21 protein-coding genes are annotated in these 9,726 nt (G+C 32.7%); all 21 read right to left on the bottom strand.

The annotated features are described in order from the left end of the window. Positions 1–93: 93 nt before the first annotated feature. Positions 94–327: a hypothetical protein gene (locus RR554_RS11450; RefSeq protein WP_135089059.1), complete on the bottom strand. Its 234-nt coding sequence runs from the start codon at positions 325–327 to the stop codon at positions 94–96. A 141-nt stretch (positions 328–468) separates the two neighbouring features. After that, the gene (locus RR554_RS11445) at positions 469–660 is read right to left on the bottom strand and encodes a hypothetical protein (RefSeq protein WP_322808648.1); all 192 of its coding nucleotides are present in this window, start codon (positions 658–660) and stop codon (positions 469–471) included. Between the two features lie 50 nt (positions 661–710). Next, a complete protein-coding gene (locus RR554_RS11440; RefSeq protein WP_332468071.1) occupies positions 711–2,051 on the bottom strand; it encodes a ParB N-terminal domain-containing protein in 1,341 nt (446 codons plus the stop codon). Positions 2,052–2,102: 51 nt separating this feature from the next. Then, positions 2,103–2,591, bottom strand: a complete 489-nt coding sequence (locus tag RR554_RS11435) for a hypothetical protein (protein WP_332468070.1) — start codon at positions 2,589–2,591, stop codon at positions 2,103–2,105. A 303-nt stretch (positions 2,592–2,894) separates the two neighbouring features. Next, positions 2,895–3,971 (bottom strand): hypothetical protein, encoded by a 1,077-nt coding sequence (locus RR554_RS11430; protein WP_332468069.1) that lies wholly within the window; start codon positions 3,969–3,971, stop codon positions 2,895–2,897. 172 nt (positions 3,972–4,143) lie between these two features. After that, positions 4,144–4,725 (bottom strand): hypothetical protein, encoded by a 582-nt coding sequence (locus RR554_RS11425; RefSeq protein ID WP_332468068.1) that lies wholly within the window; start codon positions 4,723–4,725, stop codon positions 4,144–4,146. A 94-nt stretch (positions 4,726–4,819) separates the two neighbouring features. Beyond that, a complete protein-coding gene (locus tag RR554_RS11420; protein WP_332468067.1) occupies positions 4,820–5,278 on the bottom strand; it encodes a hypothetical protein in 459 nt (152 codons plus the stop codon). An 11-nt stretch (positions 5,279–5,289) separates the two neighbouring features. Continuing rightward, on the bottom strand, positions 5,290–5,469 hold the full coding sequence (locus RR554_RS11415; protein ID WP_322808653.1) for an XtrA/YqaO family protein: 180 nt from the start codon (positions 5,467–5,469) through the stop codon (positions 5,290–5,292). Between the two features lie 107 nt (positions 5,470–5,576). Beyond that, positions 5,577–5,969: a hypothetical protein gene (locus RR554_RS11410; protein ID WP_135089076.1), complete on the bottom strand. Its 393-nt coding sequence runs from the start codon at positions 5,967–5,969 to the stop codon at positions 5,577–5,579. Further along, on the bottom strand, positions 5,966–6,118 hold the full coding sequence (locus RR554_RS11405; RefSeq protein ID WP_332468066.1) for a hypothetical protein: 153 nt from the start codon (positions 6,116–6,118) through the stop codon (positions 5,966–5,968). Before RR554_RS11405 ends, RR554_RS11410 begins: the two co-directional genes overlap by 4 nt. Positions 6,119–6,265: 147 nt before the next feature. Continuing rightward, positions 6,266–6,820, bottom strand: coding sequence for a hypothetical protein (locus tag RR554_RS11400; RefSeq protein ID WP_332468065.1), 555 nt, complete (start codon positions 6,818–6,820; stop codon positions 6,266–6,268). Between the two features lie 2 nt (positions 6,821–6,822). Then, positions 6,823–7,305: a hypothetical protein gene (locus RR554_RS11395; protein ID WP_332468064.1), complete on the bottom strand. Its 483-nt coding sequence runs from the start codon at positions 7,303–7,305 to the stop codon at positions 6,823–6,825. Next, a complete protein-coding gene (locus RR554_RS11390) occupies positions 7,298–7,507 on the bottom strand; it encodes a hypothetical protein (RefSeq protein ID WP_332468063.1) in 210 nt (69 codons plus the stop codon). The genes RR554_RS11395 and RR554_RS11390 overlap by 8 nt, the downstream gene beginning before the upstream one ends. After that, positions 7,500–7,724 carry a hypothetical protein gene (locus RR554_RS11385; RefSeq protein WP_332468062.1) on the bottom strand — a complete coding sequence of 75 codons (225 nt, stop codon included), beginning with the start codon at positions 7,722–7,724 and terminating at the stop codon, positions 7,500–7,502. Before RR554_RS11385 ends, RR554_RS11390 begins: the two co-directional genes overlap by 8 nt. Then, positions 7,712–7,948 (bottom strand): hypothetical protein, encoded by a 237-nt coding sequence (locus tag RR554_RS11380; RefSeq protein WP_332468061.1) that lies wholly within the window; start codon positions 7,946–7,948, stop codon positions 7,712–7,714. Before RR554_RS11380 ends, RR554_RS11385 begins: the two co-directional genes overlap by 13 nt. Further along, entirely contained in the window at positions 7,945–8,262 is a 318-nt protein-coding gene (locus RR554_RS11375) for a hypothetical protein (RefSeq protein WP_332468060.1), read from the bottom strand. Before RR554_RS11375 ends, RR554_RS11380 begins: the two co-directional genes overlap by 4 nt. Continuing rightward, a complete protein-coding gene (locus RR554_RS11370; RefSeq protein WP_332468059.1) occupies positions 8,263–8,712 on the bottom strand; it encodes a YopX family protein in 450 nt (149 codons plus the stop codon). It abuts the gene before it with no gap. A 14-nt stretch (positions 8,713–8,726) separates the two neighbouring features. Beyond that, positions 8,727–8,948 carry a hypothetical protein gene (locus tag RR554_RS11365; protein ID WP_332468058.1) on the bottom strand — a complete coding sequence of 74 codons (222 nt, stop codon included), beginning with the start codon at positions 8,946–8,948 and terminating at the stop codon, positions 8,727–8,729. Continuing rightward, positions 8,932–9,138, bottom strand: a complete 207-nt coding sequence (locus RR554_RS11360) for a DUF6877 family protein (protein WP_332468057.1) — start codon at positions 9,136–9,138, stop codon at positions 8,932–8,934. Before RR554_RS11360 ends, RR554_RS11365 begins: the two co-directional genes overlap by 17 nt. Before the next feature lie 6 nt (positions 9,139–9,144). Continuing rightward, positions 9,145–9,423: a hypothetical protein gene (locus RR554_RS11355; protein ID WP_332468056.1), complete on the bottom strand. Its 279-nt coding sequence runs from the start codon at positions 9,421–9,423 to the stop codon at positions 9,145–9,147. Positions 9,424–9,515: 92 nt separating this feature from the next. Further along, a partial coding sequence (locus RR554_RS11350; protein ID WP_332468055.1) for a hypothetical protein occupies positions 9,516–9,726 on the bottom strand: 211 nt, incomplete at its 5' end.

Below are 9,726 nucleotides of genomic sequence, written 5' to 3'. Positions count from 1 at the left end.
GCATTGAAACAACGAATATAAGCAGCAACAAATAGATCATACTTTTGTCTTGTAGCTTCTGACAGCTCCTTTGACATCAACACCACCCCCTAATTATTTATCTTCCAAGTTTTTCAACATAGTGTCCGCTTCAATTAATACTTTTAAATCACTGACAGAATTAAGCTTAATGGTCCCATTTTTTAAGTTCTTTAACCATATACCGAGTGCAGCACGAATAATTTTTCGGTATTCTTCAACATTTTCAGAGTCTTTTATTTCGTTCTCTAGCTCCATTTCAAGCAATTCAATGTCAATAGTATTGATTTCTTTATTTTTTGTTCCCATTTACAAACAACCCCGTTTCTATATAATAGAAAATAGAGATAGTGACTTCTTGAAAACCACGCGTGGTCTGTTCACTATCTCAACGGGGCTGTTTGCCTTGTGTGAAATGAGTAGGAGTTAGCGCTCCTGCTCTTTTTTTGTTTACCTAAGAAAAGCGGGTATGCTCATTAGCTTAGGATTTTGATTAAACTTTTTTGCTATTTCTTTAGATTTTTCATTATACATTGTTGTATATGGTTCAATTTCTTTAATAGCCTCTTTTCGAGTTAATAGACCACTTCTATACATTGAACGTGCTTTAATTGCTTTATCATACAGTGCTTCTTTAGTCATTGCTACCACCTTACCTTTTTTAATATACTGCAAGCTTAAGGTAATAATGCTTATATCTCAAGGCTTTCAACCATATTTTCTAGGTTTTCATCTAAAGTTTCTAGCAATGGAAAATACTTCGTGATTTCATTTGGATTTCCTTTATAAAATACTAAAACATTTTGGTGCATCCGAACGACTTTTCTGTTATTCATTCCTAATCTAGCTCTTAAAGCTCCGGTACCAGCAACATTTAAAAGAATTAAATCATTATAAAAATGAACCCCTTCGTTTTCAAACGCTTTTTTAGTCAAGCCTGTTAGATCACGATAAAAGCCTGTTTTTGTGTCCCTCACATCAGATATAACAACTACAGCGAAACGATTATTTTTAAGCTTACTTGCACTTTTTTTGAGTATCTCAGCATAGATTTCAGAAAAATTATCGTAATCCATATTACTAATATCTTCAGGATTATCTGAATAAACCTCTAAATCGAAATACGGCGGACACGTAAAGAATAAATCTTTGCTTTCATCCTCTATATGATTATCTAGGTTTAAAGAATCATCCGTAATCCATTTTATATTTCCTAACCCAATCTCTTTAGCGTTATCGTAATTTGCAGAAACTTGTTCTTTTCTTAAATCAATACCGGTATATCTTTGTCCTAACACGCTTGCAACAACTCCACGAACTGAACCGCCTGCAAATGGATCAAGTATCTCACTTTCTACATTTGGCGTGAACCAACGATATATTAACTCACACAACACAGGGTCAAATATACTCGTTCCGCTTAATCCTGTTGAATTAAGATTTTTCGTAAATGTTAAATTTTCTTCACGTCCTACCTCGCTTTTAATACCTAAAGATTTCCATTGATTCTTTCTATCCTGCCATCTTTTGCTTTTTGTATCTAAATAAGAAAATGGAGGAAAGAGGAACGTATCGAATAAATTTGAATCAATCGGATTGTTTTTCACCTTATCTATTAAAAGTTCAACATCATCAAAAGATGAGATTAAGCTATCTAGTTCGTCGGTTTCAAAGCCCGTCAACTCAAAATCTTCATTTTCTAAATTGCTTAGAAGCTCAGTAAGTTTGCCTTCATCCCATAAGCCGTCAACTTTATTTAAAGCAATATTTAAAGCTTTTTCTTTAGTGGGATCTGGAATATTAACAATAGAAACTTCTATTTCTTTATATCCTAGTGCTTTTGCAACTGTAATCCGTTGGTGACCACCGACAATATAGCCAGTAAATTCATTAAATACAGGAGTTTCAACAAATCCAAATTCTTCAATTGAATTCTTTAACTTCTCATATTCTGGCATTCCAGGCTCTAATGCAATACGAGGATTGTAAGGAGCTGGATTTAAATCATCAATTTTCATTTTGACTATATTCATATAGAAACCTCCTTTTATGTAATTTAGAGCAAATAAAAAGACCTTGTAAGGTCATTTTATAAGTCTAATATTATAATTTTTTCCAGTTGAGTCCACAGCATATGCGTATGCTTCTGATTTTTTTTCTTCTATTTTTTTTACATCTAAAAGACTAAAAGTAATGCAAATATCCTCATCTTCTCTAACAACAATTGGAAGATCATGCACCTTTTCACCTTCAACAAATTTCATTCCTTCACTCTTAAAATAAAACGGAATAACATCTTTCCCATTATAATAACCGAGACCAAGCTCAGTAATTTTAATGTATTTTTTACCTGAATTAAAAAATCGCACCTTTATAATCTTTTCATCATATTCATTCATCGCAAAAATATTTTCAATGCCTTCAGGGTAACCATAAACTTTAATTTTCCCCATTTTTATAGATTCTTTAAAAATTAAATATAGCGATATAAGTACTGCAAATAATGTACCCAACGCTCCTATCATATCCCATAAATTACCTAAATCAATACTAAAATTTATTTCTCCAAGCATTAAACCATCTCCTTTATTAAATTATATCAAAAATTTTCTGATATAACTACGAGATAATAAAAAAAACACTCATACCCTTCGTGTAAGGGTATGAGCTACAATCTACTTCCCCAACGTCGATGATGACTGGAAGATACCATCCTAGATGGATTCGAACCACCATACTCTGATAAATCAGATGCTCTACCAATTGAGCTATAGGGGCAACCTTATCACGCACAACCATGATAAAAAGGAGGAAAAACACACGAATGTGAAGAATAATTTACTCTTCACTTATTGGTGGCATCTGTATGACAATATTTACATTTTCTTATACTTTTCATTTTTAATAAATTCATTAACATCTTTAAATGTTTTAAAAGTATCATTTTTTAAAAAATAAAAAATGATATGCCTTAAATAATCTAACACTAAATTGGATTCATACTCACTAACTTGGGTTCTCTCTCCATGTGCAATGTTTGACCTTGTCGTATATAATTGTTTGAAATTTTTTTCGATTTCAGCTCGTTCTTCATAATTTTCACCTAAACAAAAGATTAGAACTTCGCTCATTTGTGAAGTTATTGAAGGAGAGATCACATTGTTTTTATTTTTTTCTTGCAATAATGCTTCCATACCAAACATAGCTTGAATAAATTTTTTATCCTCATAGCTTTCTTTTAAGGCCCTTCCAGCCCATTGAATTGAATTAAATAATCTTTTTTCAATTTCATTAGCAGTATTTTCCCAAATGTCTTTTTCAATTTTTAAAAGTTTATTTAAGAATTCGTCCCAAGTATTTAACACTTCTTTCAAATCCATTTTGAAAAAAGGACCCTTAATATTTCTTTGTAAAACCACTGTGTTGGAATAATTTATTAAGCTAACAGAAAGTAAAAAAGAATCAGATTTACCAATTCTCAACTCAAATCTCCTTTTTTTTGAGTATACAAAAAAAGAAAGAATGTTGATGAAATTTTCCATTCGTTCATTAGCAATTTCTTGAGCCCTATTTTTATTAGATGAAAAAACAGATGTTTCAATCATTATTTCATCTGTATTTTCATCAAGAAAATCTTTTTTTAAATCATCCCAATTTTTACATTTAATATGTTTATCAATTAATTTAGATGGATAAATTTTAAAAGCTCCATAAGTCAACTCTTCCTCTACTCCACTTGTTCCCCTTAATATTGAAACAACTTTATGTTCAACTTCAGTGTGTACAAATTGTTTCAAATACACTTCAAGTTTTTCAAAATCATGATTTTCGGTATTTGCATAATTTTCCATACAAAAATTCAAAATATGTTTATCTAGTTCTTTATAAGTAAAATTATTATTAATCCATTTTTCTTCAAAAAGAATAGATGCTATCTTCATTTTTGCTACCAAACCAATGTTACTTAGTCTAAAATCTCCCTTTGTTCCTCTAGTACTAAAGGCTCCATCGTTTTGATCGTCATCAGTAAGAATATCTAAATCAGAAAAAATTAAAGATAGTTCTTTCTTTGCTTCATCCTTCTTTTTTGGTTTCAAATTAATTCCTCCTCTTTTAATTATCTTACTAAAAAAGAGTAATGTTTGCACCAAATTTAATTAATTTATCAATTTTGTATATTGAACGATTGATTAAAGTTTGAACTGAACTCCTACTTATTTTCATAAAATCTGCTGTTTCTTGATAACTGTTTCCTTTTCCAAAAATTGAAACATATGCTTCATACTCTCTCAGTGATAAGCAGCTTAAAATTTCTTCTAACACTTTTTTATCTTCATCTGATAAACTTTCTAGATCAATATCTCTGTAATCCTTTAAAGCTGTTGCTTCAATTTCTCCCCATAACTCTGTCCGTTGATATCTGGACCTTCTCCCAATTTCTCTGCGATTCCCAGGTTCTTTAGCATCACGTAACCATTGTATTGAATACTCACTACTAGAGATAATAGAGCCTAGTTCCTTTGCTCGAGCCTTATAATATTGGTAATCATTTCTAAATTCAACAGAAAGCTCCCATTCTTGCGCCTCTTCGCATTCTTTGAACAAGATAAGACAAATATTCCTATGATCCCTATAATAACTGTAGAGAGCTTTTATTGGCTTTAAATCAGTTGTATATTCGACTATTAATTCATCAGCAAACTTCATGTGTGTTTTCCTCCTTATAAGTAACAAAAAAGGACACCTCAACAAACGCCTAAGCGCTGTTAAAGTGTCCTCTAGTTTTCTAGTCAGACTATTTTTAATAAAATTCTACACAACCATTTTCACTTGCTAGTTCAAAAGCATTTTTAAAATTTTTAAACGTTTCAAAATCATTTTCATCTAATTCCTCTTTTGCCATTAATTCTAAATCCTTGAAATCGTTAGCCAATTTCTTTGACACGACACTTCCGATGTAACCTTCACAATCCGAAAACATAAGAAACTCATAAAGTTGGCTATTTGAAACAATTTTTTCTAATTTTTGTCTAAAAAGCGTGTAACCTATATAACCGCCTGCTCGAAATCCATCTGATTGTTTGTACTCGTAAATCCCAGACTTTAACCCTTTCGTTCTTCCTCTGAATTCTTTTTCTGTATAATCTATGATATCTTGATGAATTTCTAATAAGTCATCACTTTCTAATATGCCAAAAGCATCTCTTTCTGCATTCTCTACCTTTTTCATATTTTTATATGCTTTAATATCTAATCCCATTTATTCCACTCCTAAAATTTAGTTTTAGTCTCGCATTTAACTACTGTGACCTTATTTTCATTCGTTGTTAGCTTTATATCAGCAAATGCTGGTAAATTGGCCATCTTGATCATTCCATTGCTGACAATGATAATTGAATTGTTCAGTTCTAATTCATTTAATTTAGATAACTCTACTTGTTTAAATTCCAAAGATGGTCCCCCTCGTGTTATAATAGTTATGAGTTAGGCAGGGGAACCTGTCTTTTTTTTATTCAATTTCATAAAAAGAGATGGAACTACTAATTCAACCAGACATATTATTTAAAAATTGTACTTTTTGTTAAATCAAATCCAACTGCTGCTTTGTGTCCTTCAACTTTTTCTGGTTTAATTGAATATGAATGTTTTGATACATCCATGTTTCCTAATTCGCAAATTGTTTTTACCATGCCTTTATTTGAGTAAAAGGGAGATTTAACCTTTGCATCTTTCTTATAAAATTTTCGTGCTCCTGTAACTTCTGGGGCTGTAGGCATTAAGATAAGTTGCTTCGTTTTCTTGTTCAAATACAGGACAATATGGGATGTGTAGCTCATCATACCAGCAACTCCTGTTGAAAATCGTATACCATGCTTAGTAATGCTCATGCGATCCTCTCTTGCCCCAAATACTCCCGGTTGAATTATTTCAAAATCTGCTGTTAATTTCATTTATCATTACCCCCATCAATTTTAGTCATCACAACATAATAAGTTTTCTGGTGCTTATATTTTTCCACTACGACGTACCCATTTTTCTCATTACTCGCAATAAATCGGTGCATTTGTGCTTTTGATTTTCCGTGCCATTTGATTTCCATCTAATACCTCCATATCAACGATTTTTGCTAATATAAACATTTGTACAATTTACATACATTTTTAGCAACAAACACGTTATTTGCTTTTTACAACTTTTCTACAATAATCGACCGTTTTTTACAACCAGCGCAACTTTGCTCCCGTTATCACTTATTTTTAAACTTGGTTTTCGGAAAATCATTCATGCTAAGCACAGTCATTTTAAGCTCACTCTTTCTCTTTTCTAACAACCTTGACTTAGCTTCATTTGGAGATAGAAACTCAACATAACGAGCATGAAATTTGCTTATAATATCCGTCCCATTAAATTTAGAGTTGATAACTTCTAATGTTTTAACTGGTACGCCATCAAGGAATCCGAAGCTTCCGGTTACTGGAAGTTTGTATTTTTGCTCTTTTCCTAAAACACTTGTATATTCAACTTCAAGAGTTTTTTCAGTTGTTCTGTCTTTTGCTTTTTTATTCCAATCCGTTAACGTAAACACTCCAGCTTTTTCTGCTGCTTGAGTTAAATTCTGACACAGATAGAGAACTACCACTGATTTTCTCCAACTTTCAAAAAAAGGAGGAATCATATCAAGAATAAGCCAGTCATCATCGCTTTTAACTGAAAAATGATGATCCAGTTTGACGATGTCTCCTATTTGCCAAAATGGACGGAATAGCGGAAGTTCACACTTAACTATTTGTAGTTCTTTCATTCCTATCCCTCCATTTTGTTACTTTTTCTTGCACTTATCATGTTCCACAATAATTCGCTTGAAGATTTCGTCCGCCTTGACCATGTTCCGTAATCATTTGATAAATCAAAAGCAACAACTAATGCTGTTCTTGGCTTATTTGGGACAATAACTTTTACTCCATTAGGTAAAATACCTTTTCGGAATAACTCTTCAGCTAATTCTCTTTCACAAACTAGATAATTTTCATCTCCTTTGAAAGTTTTCCCATGCCCGGAATTAAAATCAGCCATACAAGATTTAACTTCGTAAAAACTAAAAATTCCTTTATCTATTGTTGCTGAACACATTCCTAGCTGTAGAATATTAAGAGGTTGGAACCCTATAAAATCAACTCTTGATTTACCAAAATCCAATTCAACTTCTTCTGCCCAAAAATTACAATTATTAGATAATTTTTTTCTAACCAAGTCGCTAAGACTGTTCGTTATATCAATTCTAGTCATTCTCGATCACCTCAACTGCATTTATCTTGACCATGTTGTTAATAATAAACATTTCACCGGCGTCATCAACAATCAAATTTTGACCATTCATTATTAATTGTCTAGTATCAAAAGCACTTTCATCATCTGTAAATCTTGCTCTCCTAACAGCACTATTCACATCAAACATAACAATTTTGTGCGTGTAATTTTTTTCAGTCATTTTGACTTAACCCCCATTCTGCAAATGCTTGTAATACTTGCAACCGCTCAATATCTGATAGGTTGCGATAAGCCCTAGCTGTTACCTCATTTTTCATCCATCCACCAGTGCAACTTAAAAATGTTAACTCACCAAGCAAGCTATCTACTCCTAAGTTTAGAAGATCTCTTTTCATCCAATCCAGCACAACCTGCTGATCCTCGTTTAATTTAGCCATTCTAAGTCCTCCGCCCTTTCAAACAAAATAGTGTAGTCATCAATTTCCAAAGCATCAGCTACCTGTTGAATTTTTCTAAGTGAGATATTCTTTCTTTTACCCTTGTAATCTGAAGTGTTCCCCCCGAAAATATCGGTCCACTTGAGATTCTTTTTTTCGATGTGCCACTCTACGTTGTCCCAAAAAATAGTGACTATTTCTGGTGTTTCATCTGTTTTAGTCATTTTCTAGCACCTCTTTCCCTTTTAATCGCTTTAATTCCATGTAACAACTCGCTCATTTTCTCTTTATCCATATGCCCTACAACGTCATACCACAAATCAGAATCAAGCTCTTTTATTTGATTTATTACATAATCATTTTCGTCAGCAATGCGCTGCTCATCATCACATCTCAGCATCATCTCTAAACCATATGTGTGCTCTCCCAAGATAACGCTAGCTCCAAATCCATTTTCAAATTCATATATAACCTGTTCATTAAATGGATGCATTCCGTCAGTTTTATATTCTTCTAATTCTTCAATAATCGGTATCATTTATTTCTCTACCTCCAACAATTCCGGATTGTCGTAAATGTTGCCGACTATTTCATGACCTTGAGCAATCTCGTAACTTTCCGCTGTGTTTCTATGTCCTAATCTATAATCTTGTTTTTCCAGTACTACTACATAGCCCACTTCTTGAACGAGAAAAGAAACATATCCGATTTTACCTTCCTCATTTTTCAAAATATCTCCCTCGTAAATTGCGATATTATTTTTATCTTTTAATCCTGTATATTGACCTACAGATTCTGTAATAACCGAAGCCCACCATTCCGTATTGAAATATTCATCACTGCAATCTACTATGGGACCAACAATCACTGGAAATTTTTCCTCTCCAATAAGATTGCCTACTATCCAACCGTTTTTATGAGGTACTCCAGCTTCCTCTGACTCTTCAATTGATAAATCTGATTTCCCTCTAAATTTAGTTTCTCTCATGTGTTTTCCCTCCGTTAAAATAATTTTTCTTGCTTTTCGGTAGAACACCAGTCAATTGAAACTGGGTATAAATAATAATGTTCACCATGGACTACATACTCGGGAACAATTCCAAAGTTTCCATCAGTGAAATCAACTTCCATTCCGTCCAAAACATCTAAATGGTCAGTTATTTTTTGCTTACAGCTTCGACATGCGTTTTTGTTAAATTCTTGCTTACTAAAATAAAGAATCATTAGCCCCTCCATCTTTAAGTTCAACTAATCCTCTTGCTACAATATTTTCTAAATATCTTAATTGCTGCTTGGCATAATTAACTTCACGATAATCCAGAAGCCTTTTTTCAACATCTTGAAGAACACTAATCGAAAAATCATACATTGATACCAGTGTGTCAATTTCAGCCATGACTTGGTCTAAATTCATATTGATTCACTCCAAAATATTTATTTTCTTACCTGTAGGCGTTACCTTAGTTTCGATTGTTAAAATCCATTGATCCAAGTCATCAAAAGTAAAACCCATTTTAGCTAACTCGTTAGGCAGCCTATTTGCTTCTCTCATGCAGTAAAGATTTTCAAGAGCACACTCGCTACGACCAAATTTAAACAGGTGCTTTTTGGATTTCTCCCCTTGCAACCGGCCATGAAGGTAAACGTATAAATGGCCTTTAGATTTCACAAATTTTAAATATCCAGTGCCTTCTATCACTCGCCTTTCACTCCTTGCCATTGCTGGGTTGTCCCTCGTGGTTAAATATTATTGAGTGGGGGACAACCTCGGTTTAATTGGTTTTATATCTATTATAAAAATTCATCAGCATCCATTCGAACTGCTTCGCTCATATTAAAATAGTCAATAAATTTATTTTGATAGAGCCAAACGTTCGCAATGATAAAAAAGTTTTTAAATAGCTTTTTGCCTTCTTCGCTAGATGGACTTTTTCCCTCAGCCTTTAAGGCTTTAAATTTATCTTTAGATGGTTCAACAACCCAATCTGGCAGATCGTTATAC

This window comes from Vagococcus sp., assembly GCF_036639995.1.
Taxonomy (GTDB): Bacteria; Bacillota; Bacilli; order Lactobacillales; family Vagococcaceae; genus Vagococcus.
The sequence above is the reverse complement of the archived record's forward strand: the minus strand, read 5'-3'. Positions and strand labels throughout refer to the sequence as shown.